General features: G+C 73.1%; 16 protein-coding genes and 2 pseudogenes. 7 read left to right on the forward strand and 11 right to left on the reverse strand.

Going from position 1 to position 17,443, the window contains the following annotated elements:
- Window positions 1–216: 216 nt before the first annotated feature.
- Window positions 217–858 carry a hypothetical protein gene (locus tag OG867_RS05315; RefSeq protein ID WP_406283206.1) on the forward strand — a complete coding sequence of 214 codons (642 nt, stop codon included), beginning with the start codon at window positions 217–219 and terminating at the stop codon, window positions 856–858.
- Between the two features lie 18 nt (window positions 859–876).
- Here OG867_RS05315 and mnhG read toward each other — a convergent pair whose 3' ends face one another.
- From mnhG to OG867_RS05345, 6 genes are read right to left on the reverse strand one after another with little or no spacing between them, the layout of a single operon-like run.
- Window positions 877–1,230, reverse strand: coding sequence for a monovalent cation/H(+) antiporter subunit G (mnhG, locus tag OG867_RS05320; RefSeq protein ID WP_328902941.1), 354 nt, complete (start codon window positions 1,228–1,230; stop codon window positions 877–879).
- The gene (locus tag OG867_RS05325) at window positions 1,227–1,559 is read right to left on the reverse strand and encodes a monovalent cation/H+ antiporter complex subunit F (protein ID WP_406283208.1); all 333 of its coding nucleotides are present in this window, start codon (window positions 1,557–1,559) and stop codon (window positions 1,227–1,229) included. Before OG867_RS05325 ends, mnhG begins: the two co-directional genes overlap by 4 nt.
- Entirely contained in the window at window positions 1,556–2,200 is a 645-nt protein-coding gene (locus OG867_RS05330) for a Na+/H+ antiporter subunit E (RefSeq protein ID WP_406283210.1), read from the reverse strand. Before OG867_RS05330 ends, OG867_RS05325 begins: the two co-directional genes overlap by 4 nt.
- Window positions 2,197–3,852 carry a Na+/H+ antiporter subunit D gene (locus OG867_RS05335; RefSeq protein ID WP_406283212.1) on the reverse strand — a complete coding sequence of 552 codons (1,656 nt, stop codon included), beginning with the start codon at window positions 3,850–3,852 and terminating at the stop codon, window positions 2,197–2,199. The genes OG867_RS05330 and OG867_RS05335 overlap by 4 nt, the downstream gene beginning before the upstream one ends.
- Window positions 3,849–4,484 carry a Na(+)/H(+) antiporter subunit C gene (locus OG867_RS05340; RefSeq protein ID WP_406283214.1) on the reverse strand — a complete coding sequence of 212 codons (636 nt, stop codon included), beginning with the start codon at window positions 4,482–4,484 and terminating at the stop codon, window positions 3,849–3,851. The genes OG867_RS05335 and OG867_RS05340 overlap by 4 nt, the downstream gene beginning before the upstream one ends.
- The gene (locus tag OG867_RS05345; protein ID WP_406283216.1) at window positions 4,481–7,390 is read right to left on the reverse strand and encodes a Na+/H+ antiporter subunit A; all 2,910 of its coding nucleotides are present in this window, start codon (window positions 7,388–7,390) and stop codon (window positions 4,481–4,483) included. The genes OG867_RS05340 and OG867_RS05345 overlap by 4 nt, the downstream gene beginning before the upstream one ends.
- A 114-nt stretch (window positions 7,391–7,504) precedes the next feature.
- On the opposite strand from OG867_RS05345, the pseudogene OG867_RS05350 reads away from it, so the two are divergent.
- Together OG867_RS05350 and OG867_RS05355 are read left to right on the forward strand one after the other, a co-directional pair.
- Window positions 7,505–7,630: pseudogene (locus tag OG867_RS05350) on the forward strand (ATP-binding protein); the annotation flags it as partial.
- Window positions 7,615–7,836 (forward strand): annotated as a pseudogene (locus OG867_RS05355) (FAD-dependent oxidoreductase); the annotation flags it as partial. The pseudogenes OG867_RS05350 and OG867_RS05355, both read left to right, overlap by 16 nt.
- Before the next feature lie 89 nt (window positions 7,837–7,925).
- Here the strand turns inward: OG867_RS05355 and OG867_RS05360 are convergent.
- Both OG867_RS05360 and OG867_RS05365 read right to left on the reverse strand, forming a co-directional pair.
- Complete coding sequence (locus OG867_RS05360) at window positions 7,926–8,327, reverse strand: RidA family protein (protein ID WP_406283218.1); 402 nt, start codon at window positions 8,325–8,327, stop codon at window positions 7,926–7,928.
- Entirely contained in the window at window positions 8,324–9,451 is a 1,128-nt protein-coding gene (locus OG867_RS05365; RefSeq protein ID WP_406283220.1) for an acyl-CoA dehydrogenase family protein, read from the reverse strand. The genes OG867_RS05360 and OG867_RS05365 overlap by 4 nt, the downstream gene beginning before the upstream one ends.
- Before the next feature lie 129 nt (window positions 9,452–9,580).
- Between OG867_RS05365 and OG867_RS05370 the strand changes: the two genes are divergently transcribed.
- From OG867_RS05370 to OG867_RS05380, 3 genes are read left to right on the forward strand one after another with little or no spacing between them, the layout of a single operon-like run.
- The gene (locus OG867_RS05370) at window positions 9,581–11,233 is read left to right on the forward strand and encodes an AMP-binding protein (RefSeq protein WP_406283222.1); all 1,653 of its coding nucleotides are present in this window, start codon (window positions 9,581–9,583) and stop codon (window positions 11,231–11,233) included.
- A gap of 4 nt (window positions 11,234–11,237) precedes the next feature.
- The gene (locus OG867_RS05375) at window positions 11,238–12,083 is read left to right on the forward strand and encodes a PaaX family transcriptional regulator C-terminal domain-containing protein (protein ID WP_328902932.1); all 846 of its coding nucleotides are present in this window, start codon (window positions 11,238–11,240) and stop codon (window positions 12,081–12,083) included.
- On the forward strand, window positions 12,076–12,507 hold the full coding sequence (locus tag OG867_RS05380) for a hypothetical protein (RefSeq protein WP_328902931.1): 432 nt from the start codon (window positions 12,076–12,078) through the stop codon (window positions 12,505–12,507). The genes OG867_RS05375 and OG867_RS05380 overlap by 8 nt, the downstream gene beginning before the upstream one ends.
- On the opposite strand, the gene OG867_RS05385 is transcribed toward OG867_RS05380, so the two are convergent.
- Both OG867_RS05385 and OG867_RS05390 read right to left on the reverse strand, forming a co-directional pair.
- Entirely contained in the window at window positions 12,494–14,788 is a 2,295-nt protein-coding gene (locus OG867_RS05385; protein WP_406283224.1) for a bifunctional salicylyl-CoA 5-hydroxylase/oxidoreductase, read from the reverse strand. The genes OG867_RS05380 and OG867_RS05385 overlap by 14 nt on opposite strands.
- Complete coding sequence (locus OG867_RS05390; RefSeq protein WP_406283226.1) at window positions 14,785–15,612, reverse strand: enoyl-CoA hydratase family protein; 828 nt, start codon at window positions 15,610–15,612, stop codon at window positions 14,785–14,787. Before OG867_RS05390 ends, OG867_RS05385 begins: the two co-directional genes overlap by 4 nt.
- Window positions 15,613–15,851: 239 nt before the next feature.
- Here OG867_RS05390 and OG867_RS05395 point away from each other — a divergent pair, with 239 nt between their 5' ends.
- Entirely contained in the window at window positions 15,852–16,271 is a 420-nt protein-coding gene (locus OG867_RS05395) for an ATP-binding protein (RefSeq protein ID WP_328902928.1), read from the forward strand.
- On the opposite strand, the gene OG867_RS05400 is transcribed toward OG867_RS05395, so the two are convergent.
- Window positions 16,268–17,221, reverse strand: a complete 954-nt coding sequence (locus OG867_RS05400) for an IS481 family transposase (protein ID WP_406283228.1) — start codon at window positions 17,219–17,221, stop codon at window positions 16,268–16,270. The two genes, OG867_RS05395 and OG867_RS05400, sit on opposite strands and share 4 nt — an antisense overlap.
- Between the last annotated feature and the right edge of the window lie 222 nt (window positions 17,222–17,443).

Genomic DNA, 17,443 nt, shown 5'->3' on the forward strand with positions numbered 1-17,443 from the left:
GCCCACCCCGCAGTACGAGCAGACCGTACGGACCTGAGTGGCGTCGGCCGACGAGCTCTGTGGGGGCACCGGGGAGACCTTCCGTGAATCGGATCGTCCTCCGACGGTAGGAAGCGGCCGTTACGCCGGTGTGGCACCGGCCGATCATGGGCGGTAACGCTCGTCGCACACCGGGCGGGCCGCGGGTGTGAGAAGAGCCGACCGTAGCCTCTCTCCATGCAGACCAATCTGATGATCTACGACGGCACCGCGGCGGCCGACTCCGACGTCCCGCGTACCGGTGGCGTGCCGCTGGCCCCCGCGGGCTTCACCTGGCCCGTGTGCGGCTGTGGAGGGCCGTTGCGGTTCTTCGCGCACCTTCCCGTCGAGGACGGTGTGCTGTCGGTGTTCGTGTGCCAGAACGACCCCGGCGCGTGCGAGTTCTGGGCAGCCGGGTCCGGCGCCAACCGGGTCCATCTGTTCCCCCGGGAGGGACTGCGGCCGGTCGCCGTACCGGAGAACGGGCTGACGCTCCTGCCCGCGGTCTCGGCCATCCGCACCCAGGTCGTGACGGTCGACCCGGAGGACCGCGACGAAGGCGTCGATCCCGACGCGTACGACCTCGGCCGCGCGGGGTGGAAGCGGGACCCCGACGAACGGTTCGGGAAGCAGCGGGAAGTGCTCGGATCGCTCGGCGGCAGCCCCTCCTACCTGGAGGACGACCGGGTGCCCGGGTGTCCCTCCTGCACGGGCACCATGGAGTTCGCGGCCCATCTGGAGGAGGGGATCACCTGGGAGACCTCGATGAACCTCGGCGGCCAGCTGGGCTACGTCTTCGTCTGCCGCCCCTGCCGCGAAGGCGCGTTCCTCACGGACTGAGCCGCCGCCGGACGCCTTCTACTTCTCCTCGGTGAGCTGTTCGTCCAGGTCGTCGAAGAGCAGTTCCGTGTGGTCGACCTGCCCGGTCCGGTACGCCGAGCGGGCGACGAGGTGGGCGGCGACCGGGCCGGTCATCAGCTGGAAGAAGCCGATCAGCGCCAGCGTCGCCAGGTCCATGCCGCTGCGCAGCCGCAGGGCGACCCCGGCGAGCACGATGAGCATGCCGAGCGCCTGCGGTTTGGTCGCGGCGTGGCTGCGGGAGAGGACGTCCGGCAGGCGCAGCATGCCGACCACGCCGAGCAGGCAGATCGCGGCGCCGAGCAGCACCAGCGCCGCGCCCGCCGTGTCCAGGATCTGGAGCCAGACGCTCATGAGGTGCCGCCGTTCCGCGGTCCGCCGTGGTGGTTCGGATGGCCCGGCGGCCGGTCGCGTACGGCGATGAAGCGCGCGATGCCGACCGAGCCGGTGAAGCCGAGGAAGGCCAGGACCAGCATGATCGGGAAGTAGAAGGGGTCGCGGGCGAACGCCGATTTGGCGCCGAGCCCGGCGATGATCAGGGCGGCGCAGACGTCGAGCGCGATGGCCCGGTCGAGCATCGAGGGGCCGCGCCAGATGCGCGCGAGCAGCAGCGCGCCGGCGACGAGGATCAGGACGACGGCCGCCACGAGCAGCACCCGGTCCACGGTCTGGGGCGCGCTCATCGGCCGTCCTCCTGGTCTCCCGGCGGTCGGCCGGTGTGCGGTGTCAGCGGGGGCGGGGCGGCGACCCGCTCGATCTCGTCGCGGGTGCCGAAGGCGCGTACGGTCAGCTCCTCCAGGCGCCACACGGAGCGCCGGGCGGCTTCCAGTTCGGCGGGGTCGCCCGCGTCCAGGACGTGCAGGAAGACGGTGGCGGTGGCGCGGCGGACCTCCACGACGGAACCGTCGGGCACGTTCGACACGGTGACGGCGGTCGCGGTGAGCATCAGGTCGGAGCGGCAGCGCAGCGGTACGGCGATGACGGCCGCCCGGCGCGGCTGCCGGCCGTGGATCTGCCGGGTGACCTTCACGCCGGAGGTGTACATGTCGTACAGCAGATAGCCGGCCAGCCGCAGGATGCCCCAGGGGTGCAGGCGGAGCCCCAGGTCGACCTGGGGCAGCGGGAAGGCCAGGCAGACGACGACCGCGACCACGGCCCCGGTCAGCAGGTTCGCCCAGTTCAGGCTGGACCAGAGCAGCACCCAGATGACGGTGAGCCAGGCGATCAGCGGCAGGTCGAGCACCCGTCGGCGCCGGGCGCCGAACGCGGCGCTGAGCGGCGGCAGGTCCTTGTTCCGGAAGGAGAAGGTGACGAGGCGTTTCACGGGCCGAGCACCTCCTGGGTGTACGGCGTGCGGGCGAGGAGTTCGGCGGCGGCGCGGTCGGTGTACGAGGTGAGCGGGCCGGCGAACACGGTGAAGGCGAGCCCGAGTCCGACCGCGGCGGCCGTCGCCCAGGTCATCGGGCGGGGCAGCACGCTGGTGGTGGTGACGGCGTGGCCGTGGAGCGTGGCGGCGACGGCGAGCCCGGCGGGCTGGTGGCGGACGCGGACGCCCTCGTCGCCGGTGCCCGCCATCCGGTCGGGGCCCTCGTCGGCATCGTCGTCGTCGCTGTCGTCGTCGGACTCCAGGACGGTGCCGGCGGCGGCCTGGCCCGGGGGCGCGGCCCGCCAGAAGGCGAGGTTCCAGACCTTGGCCATCACGTACAGCGTGAGCAGGCTGGTCACGGTCGCCCCGGCGACGAGGATCCAGGCCCACACCCCGCCGTCGGCGACGCCGGCGCGCATGAGGCCCAGCTTGCCGATGAAGCCGGACAGCGGCGGGATGCCGGCGAGGTTCATCGCGGGCACGAAGAAGAGGACGGCGAGGGCGGGGGCGGCCCGGGCGATGCCGCCGATCCGGGTGAGTTCGGTGGTGCCGCTCCGGCGTTCGATGAGCCCGGCGACCAGGAACAGCGTGGTCTGGACGGTGATGTGGTGGACGACGTAGACGATCGCCCCGCCGTACGCCTCCCGGGTGGCGAGGCCGATGCCGAAGACCATGTAACCGATGTGGCTGATGAGGGTGAAGGAGAGCAGCCGCTTCAGGTCGGTCTGCGCGACGGCCCCCAGGATGCCGACGATCATCGAGGCGAGGGCCGCCGCCATCAGCAGGTCGCCGAGCCGGTTGCCGGGGAAGAGCAGGGTCTCGGTGCGCAGCATGCAGTAGACGCCGACCTTGGTGAGCAGTCCGGCGAAGACGGCGGTGACGGGGGCGGGCGCGGTCGGGTAGGAGTCGGGCAGCCAGGCGGCGAGCGGGAAGACGGCCGCCTTGATCGCGAAGACCGTCAGCAGCATGGCCTGGATCAGGGTCTGGACGCCCAGCGGGAGCGCGCCCAGGCGCTCGGCGAGCTGGGCGAAGTTGGCGGTGCCGGTCGCCGCGTACGTCATGGCGATGGCGGTCAGGAAGAGCATCGAGGAGAACAGCGAGATGATCACGTACGTGGAGCCCGCCCGGATGCGCGGTCCGGTGCCGCCGAGCGTGAGCAGGACGAAGCTGGCGACGAGCATGATCTCGAAGCCGACGTAGAGGTTGACCAGGTCACCGGCGAGGAAGGTGCACGAGACGCCGGCGACCAGGATCAGGTACGCGGGGTGGAAGACGGCGACGGGCGTCTCCTCGTCCCGGTCCGCCATGCCCTGGCCCAGGGAGTAGACGAGGACGCACAGGGTGACGGCGGAGGAGACCGTCAGCATCAGCCCGGAGAGCCGGTCGGCGACCAGGGTGATGCCGAGCGGCGGCGCGAAGTCCCCGAGGTGCACGGAGAGCGGCCCGTCCGTGTCGGCGGCGATCATCAGGGCGACCGAGAGGCCGAGGACGGCGGTGAGCACGGCGACGCTGATGAAGCGCTGGATCTGCTTGAGCCGGGTGCCGAAGGCGAGGCTCAGGCCGGTCGCGCAGAGCGGCAGCAGCACCGGCAGCGGGACGAGGGCGTTCATCCGGTGTCTCCTGGGTTCTGGGCCTCGGGGCCGGGGCCTCGCGGGTCCTCGGCTTGTGAGTCCTCGGGGTTCTTCGCGTAGTCCTCCGGGTCCGCGCCCAGGACGTCGTGCCACAGGTCGCCGGTGGCGTCGCGGCCCCGCGCCTGGAGGGCCCGGTCGGCGCGCAGCCGGGCCCGGAGGCGGCGGCGTTCGTCGCGGTAGGCGCGGCGGGCCCCGGCGCTGCGGTCGCCGTCGGCCCGGAACCGCTCGCGCAGTTCGTCGCGCTCGTCCAGGATCTCGGCGCGCAGGACGATGCGGCGGTCCTCCAGGTCGTCGTGGACCTCGTCGGTGCCGGTGAGCTGGTGGCCGCGGTAGGCCATGGCGAGCAGGAACGCGGTGGTGGCCAGGGTGATGACGATGGCGGTGAGCGCGATGGCCTGGGGCAGCGGGTCGGTGACCCGGGCGAGGGCGACCCCGTACAGCAGGGGTTCACGGCCGGCCGTGCCGGTGGCGGACAGGATGAACAGGTTGATGCCGTTGCCGGCGATGACCGCGCCCAGCAGGATGCGGGTGAGGGGCCGGGTCAGCATGAGGATGCCGCCGACGGCGCAGAGGACCGCCGCGGTGGCGAGGAGCGAGGCGCTGACGGTCACGGGGCGGCCTCCCCGGTCTCCGGTCCGGCCCGGCGGGCGGCGGCCTTCTCGGCGGCGGCGCGCTCGATCTGCCGGTCGATCTTGGCGCCGAGGGCCCGCACGATGTCGAGGACGACGCCGAGGACCAGCAGGTAGACCCCGCAGTCGAAGATGACCGGGGTGCCGAACTCGTAGTCGCCGATGAGCGGCAGGTGGCCGTGGTACGTCCAGGCGTGCAGGACCGTTCCGTCGGAGAGGCCGATCAGGGCGACCCCGGTGGAGATGAACAGGCCGAGCCCGGTGAAGAGGCCGGGTTGCAGGGGCGCGGCCTCGGCGAGCTCGAAGCGGCCGCCCGCGAGGTAACGGGTGATCAGGGCGAGGCCCGCGACCAAGCCGCCGACGAAGCCGCCGCCCGGCATGTTCTCGGCGCAGAACAGCAGGTAGACCGAGAGCACCAGGATCGGGTGGAACAGCAGCCGGGTCACCACCTCGAAGACCACGGACCGGTGTTCGGGTGCCAGCGTGGCACCGGCCGCCAGCCAGCCGCGCTCGGGCGCCCCCTCGTCGCCCTGGGGCACCCCGGTCAGCGGCTCGGCGGTCACCGACCAGGCGGTGTGTCCGCGTACCTCGGCGGGTACGGCGGCCCCCTCGGCGCGGCGGTGCAGGTAGATGAGGCTGGTGACGCCGATCGCGGCGGCGGCGAGTACGGCGGACTCCCCCATGGTGTCCCAGGCGCGGAGGTCGACCAGGATCGTGGCGACGACGTCCTTGAGGCCGTGGTGCGCGGTCTCCTCGACCATGGCGGCGCCCGCCGGGGACGCGGTGCGCGCGGCGGCGGCGACCCAGACGACCACGCCGAGGGTCGCGGCGGCGGCCAGGGCGACCGGGATGCGCACGGCCCGCCGCCAGGTGCTGACGGACTCCTGGAAGTGCACCGGCATCCGCCGCAGGACCAGCACGAACACGATCATCGACACGGTCTCGACGCAGAACTGGGTGAGCGCCAGGTCCGGGCCGCCCTGGACGACGAACAGCAAGGCGGTCCCGTAACCGGTGAGTCCGGCCAGGACCACGGCCTTCATCCGGCGTCTGACGGTGAGGCAGAGCAGGGCCGCCGCGCAGGTCAGGGCGGCGACGGCGCCCTGGAGGGGGACATCCCAGAGCCGGGGCGCGGACGCGCCCCGCCAGGGCTGGTCGGCGATGAGCACGGCGAGCTGTCCGGCGAGCATCACCAGCAGGGTCGTCGCGAGGTAGACGGAGAGGGAGCCGCGTTGGACGAAGCCGGTGGCCTGGAGGGAGAGCCGTTCCAGGCCCAGGAGCAGCTGGCCGAAGACGCCGTCGGCGGTGGGCCAGGCGATGCGCCGGGACAGCCGGGCGACCCGGTCGCGCGCCGCGAAGAGGACCGCGCCGCCCAGGGTGGCGGCGGCGGAGAGGAGGAGGGCGGTACCCCAGCCGTGCCAGAGCGCGAGGTGGTACGGGTGGGCGGGGGCCGGGAACGCGTCGGCGTAGGCGCTGAGCAGCCGGTCGGTCCAGCCGACGCCGGGGCCGAGGACGAGCCCGCAGAGGGCGAGCGCGGCGGGCGCGGCGAGGAAGGCCGGGCCGACCCGGTGCACGGGGGTGTCGGCGATCCCGGGTTTGCGCAGGAAGCCGCCCCAGATGAACCGGGCCGTGTACGCCACGGTGAGCGCCGAGCCCGCGACCGTGATGCCGAGCGCCCAGCGGTCCGCCGTGTCGCCGTGCAGCAGCGCCTCGAACGCCGACTCCTTCGCGGCGAAGCCGAGCATCGGGGGCAGGGCCGCCATGGAGAGGGCGGCGAGCACGGCGACGGCGCACACATGGGGCAGGGCGCGCCCGACGCCGGAGAGCTTGCGCAGGTCACGGGTGCCGGCGGCGTGGTCCACGATGCCGGTGACGAGGAAGAGCGGGGCCTTGAAGAGGGCGTGGCCGAGGATCATGACGGCGGCGGCCAGCGCGGCGTCGCGGTTGCCGACGCCCGCGAGGAGGGTGAGGAAGCCGAGCTGGCTGACGGTGCCGTACGCCAGGACGATCTTGAGGTCGTTCAGCCTGAGGGCCCGCCAGCCGCCGAGGAGCATCGTCGCGGCGCCGAAGATGATCACGACGGGCCGCCAGCCGGGCACGTCGGCGAAGGCGGGGGCGAGCCGGGCGACCAGATAGACCCCGGCCTTGACCATCGCGGCGGCGTGCAGATAGGCGCTGACGGGGGTGGGCGCGGCCATGGCGTTGGGCAGCCAGAGGCTGAACGGCCAGACCGCCGACTTGGACAGGGCCCCGCACAGGATGAGCAGGACGGCGACCTCGACGGCGGTGGTCGCGGGGGGCGGGTCGGCGAGGATCTCGGAGATGCGGTAGGTCCCGGCTTCCTGACCGACGATCAGGAAGCCGACCAGCATGGCGAGGCCGCCGAGCGTGGTGACGGTCAGCGCCTGGAGCGCGGAGCGTCTGCTGTGGCGCTGCTCGCTGTCGAATCCGATGAGCAGGTACGAGAAGACGGTGGTGAGCTCCCAGAAGACGTAGAGGGAGATCAGGTCGTCGCTGAGGACGAGGGCGAGCATCGCGCCGGCGAACGCGAGGAGGTTCCCGGCGAAGCCGGCCAGCCGGGGTGTCGTGTCGCTGAAGTAGGAGGCGCAGTACAGCAGGACGAGCGTGCCGACGCCGGACGCGAGCAGCACCATGAGTTCGGCGAGCGCGTCGAGGCGCAGGTCCACCGATACGCCGTAGTCGGGCATCCAGGCCCAGGACCAGTTCACCGAGGAGCCGGAGGCGGCCGTCTCCCACCGGGTGAACGCCCAGCAGGTGGTGGCAGCGGGCGGCAGCGCGAGGACGAGGAAGGCGCGCGCGCCCAGCCGTCGCACCAGCGGGCGCGCGAAGGCCGCGAGGACGAAGTGGGCGACGATGAGCGCGGTCATACGGCGGAGCTGCGGGGCGCGGCGGCGGGCGGCGGGGTGTGCGGGGCTACCGAACGGACAGAGGGCACTAAATACAGATATATCCCCGGCGCCGCTTCACCCGTCCGACCCGCCGAGATCAGGGCCGCCCTGGACCTGGATCCGCATGTACCGCTGCTGGTCGGCGACGTACGTGAGCGGCCGTTCGGCCGGGACGTGCTGCTGGCCCTCGTGGACCACCTGATGAGCCTGCCCGTGGCCTCGCCGAGTCGCTGGACGCCGAGGCGGACGTCGACGCGGCCCTGGACGGGTGGGAGGCCCGTCGCCGGCCGCGCGCCATGTGGGTGCAGGCGATGTCGCGCGCGGTGCTGAGGCAGGAGACGGGCGGCGAGACGACGCCGGAGGAGGACGAGCTGCTGAAGATCGGCATCCCGGGCGCGGCCCATGTGCTGGTGCGGCCGTACTGAGGTGAGGCGTGACGCGTGGCGCCCCCGCCGGGCCCGGTTTCCGGGATCGGCGGGGGCGTTCGTCGTTCAAAGGCAGGGGCGTACGTCGTTCAGGGCAGGACCGCGATGCCGTCGATCTCGACCCGTGCCTGTTCGTCCCAGAGCCGCGCCGCGCCGATGACCGCCATGGCCGGGTAGTCGCGGCCCGCCATCCGGCGCCAGATCCGGCCCAGTTCCGGGGCGTGGGCCCGGTAGTCGGCGACGTCGGTGGCGTACACCGTGACCCGGGCCAGATCGGCCGGGGAGCCGCCCGCCGCGCGCAGGGCGGTGAGGAGGTTGCCGAGGGCGGTCGCGAACTGCTCGGGCAGGGTGTCGCCCACGACCTCGCCGCGCTGGTCCAGGGCGGTCTGCCCGGCCAGGAAGACAAGCCGGCCGCCGGTCGCGGTGACCGCGTGCGAGAAGCCGGAGGCGGGCGAGAGTTCGTGCGGGTTGATGCGGTGGATCGGGCTCATGCGGTCGGCTCCCGGTTCGCGTACAGCTCCTTGGCGATGATCGTGCGCTGGACCTCGCTGGCGCCCTCGTAGATGCGCGGGGCCCGGACCTCCCGGTAGAGGTGTTCGAGCAGATGGCCTCGGCGCAGGGCGCGGGCGCCGTGCAGCTGGACGGCGGTGTCCACGACGAACTGCGCGGTCTCCGTGGCGTACAGCTTCGCCATCGCGGCCCGGCGCGGCACCCCCGGTTCCCCGGCGTCATGCGCGGCGGCGGCCGCGTAGACCAGCAGCCGGGCGGCCTCGGTGCGGGTGGCCATCTCGGCGACCTGGTGCGACACGGCCTGGAGGGCGGAGAGGGGCGCGCCGAAGGCGGTCCGGGTCGCGGTGTGCTCCACGGTGGCGTCGAGGGCGGCGCGGGCCATGCCGAGGGCGAAGGCGCCGACGCTGGGGCGGAAGAGGTTCAGGGTGTCCATGGCGACCGCGAAGCCCCGGTCCGGCTCGCCGAGCAGGTCGTCGGGGGTGACCCGGACCCCGTCGAAGGCGAGGGCCCCGATCGGGTGCGGGGAGAGCATGTCCAGGGCGGTGCCGGTCAGTCCGGCGCGGTCGGCGGGGACCAGGAAGGCGGTGACGCCACGGGCCCGGGCGCCGGGGGTCGTGCGGGCGAAGACCGTGTAGAAGTCGGCCTCCGGCGCGTTGGAGATCCAGCACTTCTCGCCGGTCAGCCGCCAGCCGCCGGAGTCCGGGGCGGCGTCGAGCGCGAGGGCCCCCGCGTCGGAGCCCGCGCCGGGCTCGCTGAGCGCGAAGGCGGCGACCTGGCGGCCGGCGCGGACCCCGGGGAGCCATCGCTCGCGCTGGGCGGGGGTGCCGGACCGGAGCACGGGGAAGGCGCCGAGGCCCTGGAGCGCGAGGGCGGTCTCCGCCTCGGTGCAGCCCCGGGCGAGCGATTCGCGCAGCAGGCAGAGGTCCAGGGCGCCCGCGCCGAACAGCCGGTCGAGGAGGCCCAGCCCGCCGAGGGCGGCGAGCAGCGGGCGGTTGACGTGCCCCGGCGCACCCTCGGCGGCGAGCGGGGCGAGCCGGTCACGGGCCAGGGCGCGCAGCTCCTCGCACCAGGCGGTCTGTGCCGGATCGAGCGAGAATGCCGTCATACCGGCGCCTCTCTGGTCGAATCTGATCAAAGACTTTCAAATCGATGGCACCTGAGCATCTTTATCGCGGACCGTTGACTACCGTCACCCAAACGATACGCTCCAAGGGCGACAAGGGAGCGATGCTTCATGGACCCGAACACCATGGACCCGAAAACCTCAGCGCACATCGACGGCTTCGCGAGGGAGTATCTGCCCCCCGTGGAGCAGTGGCCGGACCTGCTCTTCGACCTGCCCGAGCTGCGGTACCCGGACCGGCTCAACTGCGCCACCGAACTCCTGGACCGCACGGCCGACCGCCTCGGCCCCGGGCGCCCCGCCTTCCGCACGCCGGACGGCGGGGTGCTGAGCTACGGGGAGCTGCGCGGTCTGGTCGACCGGATCGCCCATGTCCTCACCTCGGACCTGGGGGTCGTCCCCGGCAACCGCGTCCTGCTGCGCGGCCCCACCACGCCCCATCTGGCCGCCTGCTGGCTGGCGGTGCTGAAGGCGGGCGCGGTCGCCGTCACCGTACTCGCGCAGCAGCGGGCGTCCGAGCTGGCCACCATCTGCTCGATCGCCCGGGTGAGCCACGCCCTGTGCGACGCGCGGTCGGTCGAGGACCTGGCTCAGGCGGAGGTGCCCGGGCTGCGGATCACGGCGTACGGGGGTGAGGCGCCGGACGACCTGCTGCGGCTGGCGGCCGCCCGGCCGGGCCCGTACCGGGCGGTGGACACCGCGTCGGACGACGTTGCCCTGATCGCGTTCACCTCGGGCACCACGGGCCGGCCCAAGGGCTGCATGCATCTGCACCGCGATGTGCTGGCCATCGCCGACACGTTCTCCCGGCACGTCCTGCGGCCCGGGCCCGACGACGTGTTCGCGGGCAGTCCGCCGCTCGGTTTCACCTTCGGGCTCGGGGGCCTGGTGGTGTTCCCGCTGCGGGTGGGCGCGTCGGCGCTGCTGCTCGAACAGGCGGGCCCGAAGCAGCTGCTGCCCGCCCTGGCGGAGCACCGCGTCTCGGTGCTGTTCACCGCGCCGACCGCGTACCGGGTGATGCTGGACCAGCTCGACGGGCACGACCTGTCGGCGCTGCGCCGCTGTGTCTCGGCGGGCGAGAACCTGCCGGAGACGACCTGGCACGCCTGGCACGAGCGGACCGGGCTGCGGATCATCAACGGCATCGGCGCGACCGAGCTGCTGCACATCTTCGTCTCGGCCGCCGACGACGCGATCCGCCCCGGCACCACGGGCATCCCGGTCCCCGGCTGGCAGGCCCGCGTGGTGGACGCCGACGGCGCGCCCGTGCCGGACGGGGAGCCGGGCCTGCTGGCCGTGCGCGGCCCGGTCGGCTGCCGCTACCTCGCGGACGAGCGGCAGCGCGACTACGTACGGCACGGCTGGAACATCACCGGCGACACCTATGTGCGCGACGCGGACGGCTACTTCCGGTACGTGGCCCGCGCCGACGACATGATCATCTCCTCCGGGTACAACATCGCGGGCCCCGAGGTCGAGGAGGCCCTGCTGCGCCACCCCGATGTCGCGGAGGTGGCGGTGGTGGGCCAGGCGGACGAGCTGCGCGGCCGGATCGTGGCGGCGTACGTGGTGCTGCGGGAGGGCGCCGCGCTGACGGCGGACCAGCTGCGCACGTTCATGCGGGCGGAGCTGGCCCCGCACAAGTGCCCCCGCAGCGTCACCTTCCTGCCGGCCCTGCCCCGTACCGCCACGGGGAAACTGCAACGGTTCAGGCTCCGCACGGGCGAATCCGGTGCGGCCGGGCCCGGCCCGGACCGAGAATGATCACATGGTCGAACCGCACACCCCCCGTTCACTGATCGTCACCCTGTACGGGGCGTACGGCCGCACCCCCGGCGACGGGCCGATGCCGGTGGCCGGTCTGGTCCGGCTGCTCGGCGCCGTCGGCGTGGACGCGCCCGCCGTGCGCTCGTCCGTCTCCCGGCTGAAGCGGCGCGGGCTGCTCGTCGCCGAGCGCACGGCGGACGGGGCCGCCGGATACGCGCTGTCGGCGGACGCCCGCCAGCTCCTGGACGACGGCGACCGGCGCATCTACCGCCACCCGGACCCGCCACTGGCGGACGGCTGGGTGCTGGCGGTGTTCTCGGTGCCCGAGGCGGAGCGCCACAAGCGGCACCTGCTGCGCTCGCGGCTGTCCCGGCTCGGCTTCGGCACGGCCGCGCCGGGTGTCTGGATCGCCCCGGCGGGGCTGTACGACGAGACCCGGCACACCCTGGAACGGCTGGAACTCGCCCCGTACGTCGATCTGTTCCGGGGCGGCCACCTGGGCTTCTCGGCGACCCGGGAGGCCGTGGCCCGCTGGTGGGACCTGGACGCGGTGGCCCGGCTCCACCACGGCTTCCTGGAACGCCACGAACCGGTGCTCAGGGCCTGGGAGGCGCGCGGCGACGCGGCGGTGGACCCGGAGGCGGCCTACCGGGACTACCTCTCCGCACTGGACTCCTGGCGCCGGGTGCCCTACGCCGACCCGGGGCTGCCCGGGGAGCTGCTGCCCGGCGCGTGGCCGGGAGCCAGGTCGGCCGAGGTGTTCCGGGCGCTGCACGAGCGGTTGCGGGACGCGGGGGCGGAGTTCGCGCACCGGCTGGTGGCCGGCGCGGAGCCGGACCATGGCTGAGGCGCCCGAGCCGCGCTGGCTGGTCGCGGCGAACGTCGTGCGGTGGCGGCGGTACGGGGAGCTGGGCCAGGAGTTCCGCTCGGGGACCAAGGCGTTCCGGGCGGGCGCGAAGGTCTACGTGGTCGACACCTACCCCGGCATGGGCAACGAGCAGCTGACGGCGGTCGGCCACGGCCGCCACACCGGTCACTGGATCACCATCGACACCGGCACCCGCCACCTGCACACGTTCCGGGCCCGGTTGGTGTACTCCCCCGCTGTGCTCCGCCGGTGCGAAGAGCGGATCGTGTGGACGCGTGAGGAGGCGGTGGAGTGGGCGGAGCGGCTGGAGCGGACCGCACGCCTGGGGCGGGACACCCACCACGCGGCCCCGCATCCGGACCCGTGCCGGTGCCACGAGTGCCTCCCCCTCACCCCAGAGTGAGGCGCGGCTTCGGGGCGTCGGTGCGGCCGGCCGGTGGGGTGCGGCTGCCCGCGCGGTACGGGAGGGGCCAGGGGGCGCCCGGGCCGGTGTAGCCCTGCTCGGCGGCCGCGTGGAGCGTCCAGTGCGGGTCGTAGAGGTGGGGGCGGGCCAGGGCGCAGAGGTCGGCGCGGCCCGCGAGGAGCAGGGAGTTGACGTCGTCCCAGGAGGAGATCGCGCCGACCGCGATCACCGGCACGCACAGGGTGTTCCGGATGCGGTCGGCGTACGGCGTCTGGTACGACCGCCCGTACTCGGGCCGCTCGCCGGGCACCACCTGGCCGGTGGAGACGTCGATGGCGTCGGCCCCGTGCGCGACGAACGCGCGGGCGATCTCCACGGCGTCCTCGGCGGTGGTGCCGCCCTCCGCCCAGTCGGTGGCGGAGATCCGGACGGTCATCGGCCGGTCTTCGGGCCACCGTTCGCGGACCGCGTCGAAGACCTCCAGCGGGAAGCGGAGGCGGTGGGCGAGCGGTCCGCCGTAGGCGTCGGTGCGCCGGTTGGTGAGCGGCGAGAGGAAGCCGGAGAGCAGATAGCCGTGCGCGCAGTGCAGTTCGAGGAGGTCGAACCCGCAGGCGTCGGCGCGCCGGGCGGCGGCGGCGAACTGCTCGCGGACCTCGTCCAGACCGGCCCGGTCCAGGGCGTGCGGAACCTGGCTGGCCCCGGGCGCGTACGGCAGCGGCGAGGCGGCGGTCACCGGCCAGTTGCCGTGGTCCAGGGGCTGATCGATGCCCTCCCACATGAGCTTGGTGGAGCCCTTGCGGCCGGAGTGGCCGAGCTGGACGCCGATCGCGGTGCCGGGGGACGCGGTGTGCACGAAGTCGGTGACCCGGGTCCAGGCGACTGTCTGTTCGTCGGTGTAGAGGCCGGTGCAGCCGGGGGTGATGCGGCCCTCGGGGCTGACGCAGACCATCTCCGTCATGACGAGCCCGGCGCCGCCGAGCGCCCTGGCTCCGAGGTGGACGAGGTGGAAGTCGCCGGGGACGCCGTCGGTGGCCGCGTACATGTCCATCGGCGAGACGACGACGCGGTTGCGCAGTTCCAGGCCGCGCAGCCACAGCGGCGTGAACATCGGCGGGGTGCCGGGCGGGCAGCCGGACTCCTCCTCCACCCCGGCCGTGAACGCGGGATCGCGCAGCCGGAGGTTGTCGTGGGTGACGCGGCGGCTGCGGGTGAGGAGGTTGAACGCGAACTGGCGGGGCGGCTGGTCCACGTACGTGCCCAGCTCCTCGAACCAGCGCAGGCTGGCCGCCGCCGCGCGCTGCGTCGACTCCACGACGGGCCGCCGCTCGCTCTCGTACGCGGCGAGCGCGGCGGGCAGCGAGGGCTGCTCCTCGACGCAGGCGGCGAGCGCGAGGGCGTCCTCCACGGCGAGCTTGGTGCCGGAGCCGATGGAGAAGTGCGCGGTGTGCGCGGCGTCCCCGATGAGGACGGTGTTCCCGTGCGACCAGTGCGCGTTGACGACGGTACGGAAGGTGAGCCAGGCGGAGTTGTTGGAGCGCAGGGGGCGGTGGCCGAGGGCGTTCGCGAAGATCTTGGCGCACTGGCCGACCGAATCGGCCGGGTCGGGTACGTCGAAGCCGGCCGCGCGCCAGACCTCCTCGCGCATCTCCACGATCACGGTGGAGGCGCCTCCGCCTTCCGGGGACCGGGCGAACGGGTAGGCGTGCAGTTGCATCACGCCGTACGCGGTCTCCGCGATCTCGAAGCGGAAGGCGTCCAGGGCGAAGTCGGCGGCGAGCCAGATGTAACGGCAGCGGTGTCCGGTGATCCGGGGGCGGAAGCGGTTCGCGTGGGCCTCACGGGTGGCACTGTGGACGCCGTCGGCGGCGATGACCAGGTCGTGCGTGGCGGCGAGTTCGGCGGCGGGCGGGGCCTGCGTACGGAAGCGGAGGTCGACGCCGAGTCCGGCGCAGCGCTCGTGCAGGATCTCCAGGAGCCGGCGGCGGCCGAGGGCGGCGAAGCCGTGGCCGCCGGAGGTCTGGGTGTGGCCCCGGTGCACGATGTCGATGTCGTCCCAGCGGACGAACTCGCGCTGGAGGGCGCGGTGCACGACCGGGTCGGCGTGTTCGATGCCGCCCAGGGTCTCGTCGGAGAGGACGACGCCGAAGCCGAAGGTGTCGTCGGGGGCGTTGCGCTCCCAGAGGGTGACGGCTCGGTCCGGGCCGAGGCGCTTGAGCAGCGCCGCCGCGTAGAGCCCGCCGGGGCCGCCGCCGATGACCGCGATCCGGTGCGGGCCGGTCATTTGCCCCGCCAGGCGGGCGGCCGCTTCTCGGTGAACGCGGCGTGGAATTCGGCGTAGTCCTCGCCGTGCATCAGGAGGGCCTGGGTCGCGGCGTCCATCTCGACGGCGGCGGCCAGTGGCATGTCCAGCTCGGCGGTGAGCAGCGCCTTGGTCTGGGCGAGGGCGAGCGCGGGCCCGTCCGCGAGGCGGCGGGCGAGCGCGGCGGCGGCCTGGTCGGCGTCGCCCTCGTCGGTGAGCTCGCTGATCAGGCCGATCCGTTCCGCCTCGGGGGCGCGGACCTGTTCGCCGAGCATCAGGAGCCGGGTGGCGTGACCGAGGCCGACGACCCGGGGCAGCAGATAGGCCGCGCCCATGTCGCCGCCGGAGAGCCCGACCCGGGTGAAGAGGAAGGCGAACCGGGCGGTGGGGTCGGCGACGCGGAAGTCGGCGGCGAGGGCGAGGACGGCGCCGGCCCCCGCCGCCACCCCGTGCACCGAGGCGACGACGGGGAAGGGGCACTCGCGGACGGCGCGGACGACCTGGCCGGTCATCCGGTTGAAGTCCAGGAGCTGGGCGGTGTCCATCGCGAGGGTGGCGCCGATGATCTCGTCCACGTCGCCGCCGGAGCAGAAGCCGCGCCCCTCGCCGGCCAGCACGAGTGCCCGCACGGAGCGCTCCCGGGCCAGCTCGGCCAGCAGGTCGCGGAGGTCGGCGTAGGCGCCGAAGGTCAGGGCGTTGAGCTTGTCGGGCCGGGCGAGGGTGACGGTGGCGACACCGTCCTCGACGGTGACCTTCAGATGGCGCCAGTGCTGCGTACGCGGTACGGAGCCGGTGAACGGGCTCATGGCGGGGTATCCCCTTCAGCCGTCGCTGCTGCTGACCCCGAATTTATCACCGTTACGTGACTGCCGTCACGAGTACGCGATACATCGGCGCGTGCGCGGTCCCGTGACGAATGTCCCCAAGGTCCCGGACCGCAGGCCCTTGTCCGCGTCGCGCCGCTTCGTAAGGTTGGACCCGACACGTCTTGAGCGCGGAACCGTCTGAGCCCAGGACCCCCGCGCTCACCCGAACGGAAACCCTCGTGCCCCCCGACGGACCGCCACCCCCCTCCTGGCGCATCTCCCTGCCGCACTCCACGGCCGCCGTGCCGATCGCCCGCGCACTGATCCGCTCGGTGCTGACGGACATCGACGCGCCCGCCGACAGCGACACCGCCGAACTGCTCACCGCCGAGCTGGTCGCGAACGCGGTGGAGCACACCCCGGGCGACGAGCCCATAGAGCTGGTGGTCGAGCTGCTTCCGGCGGGCTGCCAGGTGGAGGTGCACGACGGCGACCCGGCCCCGCCCGGCGATCTGTCCCGCCCGGAGCCCGACGACGTACCGGACCCGTGGCAGGAGCACGGCCGGGGGCTGCTGCTGATCCGCACGCTCAGCTCGTCCTGCGGTCACCGCCCGACCGAACGCGGCAAGGCGGTCTGGTTCCGGCTGCCGCCGCTCTAGGTGTACTGCCCCGTGAGGTTGGGGACGCGGCTGGCTGGTGGTTGGCCTTTGAGTGCGGTGTGTCCGCGGTGGTGATTGTAGGTGTGTAGCCATTGCGGGTAGGCGTCGCGGCGTTCGGTCTCGGTTCGGTAGGGCCTTGCGTAGGCCCACTCCTCCAGCAGGGTCCGGTTGAAACGCTCTACTTTCCCGTTCGTCTGCGGCCGGTAGGGGCGGGTGCGCTTGTGTGAAATGCCTTGCGCTGCAAGGTAGTTCCGCCAGAGGTATGACTTGTAGCAGGAGCCGTTGTCCGTCAGGACCCGCTGGACGGTGACTCCGGCGGCGGAGAAGTAGGCGTGGGCCCGTTGCCAGAATCCGACAGCGGTTTCCTTCTTCTCGTCGCCGAGGATCTCGCTGTAGGCGAGGCGGGAGTGGTCGTCGACGGCGTTGTGGAGGAAGCTCGTCCCGGCGTTGGCCCGGTTCTTGCGGCCTGCCTGCCGGCCGAGGACCTTGTGGCCGCCGCCGTCGGGGATGTTGCCGAGCTTCTTGATGTCGACGTGGACGAGGTCACCGGGGGCGGCGTGTTCGTAGCGGCGGATCACCCGGCCGGTGGCCCGGTCCAGGTGGGTGAGCCGGGCCAGGTGGTAGCGGGTCAGGACGCGGTGGACGGTCGCCGGGTTCAGGCCGAGCAGGTAGGCGATGCGGGCGGGGCCCCACCGGCGCAGGACACGGACCTGGATGATCCGCCGCTCGGTTCGGGTCGGTGTCCGGCGCGGGCTGTGGTGCGGTCGGGAGGACCGGTCGGTCATCCCGGCCTCGCCGAACTCGCGGTAACGGGCGGCCCACCTCTGAGCGGTGGTGGGCGAGACCTGGAAGCGTTCGGCGGCCCGGCGCAGGGGCCATCCGTCGTCCACGACGCAGCGGGCCAGGCGCAGACGTCCGGTCTCGGTCAGGGGTGCATTACGGTGGGGCATGAGGGCCTTCTGGTCGTTCGATGTTGATGTCGCAATCCACACCGAACCCGGAAGGCCCTCACTCGTTCAAGATCACCCCACCGTGAAACCTGTCACCAACCTCCGTGGACAGAACACCTAGGTGTTCTGTCCGAGGAGGTTGTGGACGGGTGAGCCATATCTCGGCTGAGGGATCTTGAACGGGTGAGGGCCTTCCGGGTTCGGTGTGGATTGCGACATCTG

The organism is Streptomyces sp. NBC_00209, from assembly GCF_045206345.1.
Taxonomy (GTDB): Bacteria; Actinomycetota; Actinomycetes; order Streptomycetales; family Streptomycetaceae; genus Streptomyces.